Below are 464 nucleotides of genomic sequence, written 5' to 3'. Positions count from 1 at the left end.
GAGCTTGCAATCAATTGCGCCTGAACGGGATAGCCCTCTAAAACTTTGTTTAACGCCATATCAAACGCCCCTTGAGGCGTGACAATGCCGTATTCCCCCATCAACCTGTAATCGTTCGGGCTTGTCCACGACGGTTGCTGCCCCTCGTGCCACGTCCAGTTGTACACCTTCGCAAGATGGGCGATGGCTTCTTTGAGTGAGTCGCCCGCTATCCAAGCCACATCAACGGCTCCGTTATAAGTGTGTATAGCCACAAGGCGACCTTGATGCTCAAACGCCAGCGGTAAATTCAGCTCTCGACCGAGTTCATTCACTGCATTAGATAATGTGCCCGTAAAGTCCAAACGTTTCATTTGAGGAGCCATTAACAGGGCGCGCTGTGCGTCATCAAACGCAAACGCCACTTGATGATATGACCCCGCATTCAACCAGCGCGTGAGTGCGTGGTACACCGTTTCTCCTTC

Annotated in this window: 1 pseudogene; it reads right to left on the bottom strand. The window is 52.2% G+C overall.

What is annotated here, in order from left to right:
- Positions 1-452, bottom strand: a pseudogene (locus tag Q1A70_RS20425) (hypothetical protein); the annotation flags it as partial.
- Positions 453-464 lie beyond the last annotated feature (12 nt).

This window comes from uncultured Vibrio sp. (genome assembly GCF_947488985.1).
Lineage (GTDB): Bacteria > Pseudomonadota > Gammaproteobacteria > Enterobacterales > Vibrionaceae > Vibrio.
This window is presented reverse-complemented; position numbering and strand designations above follow the sequence as displayed.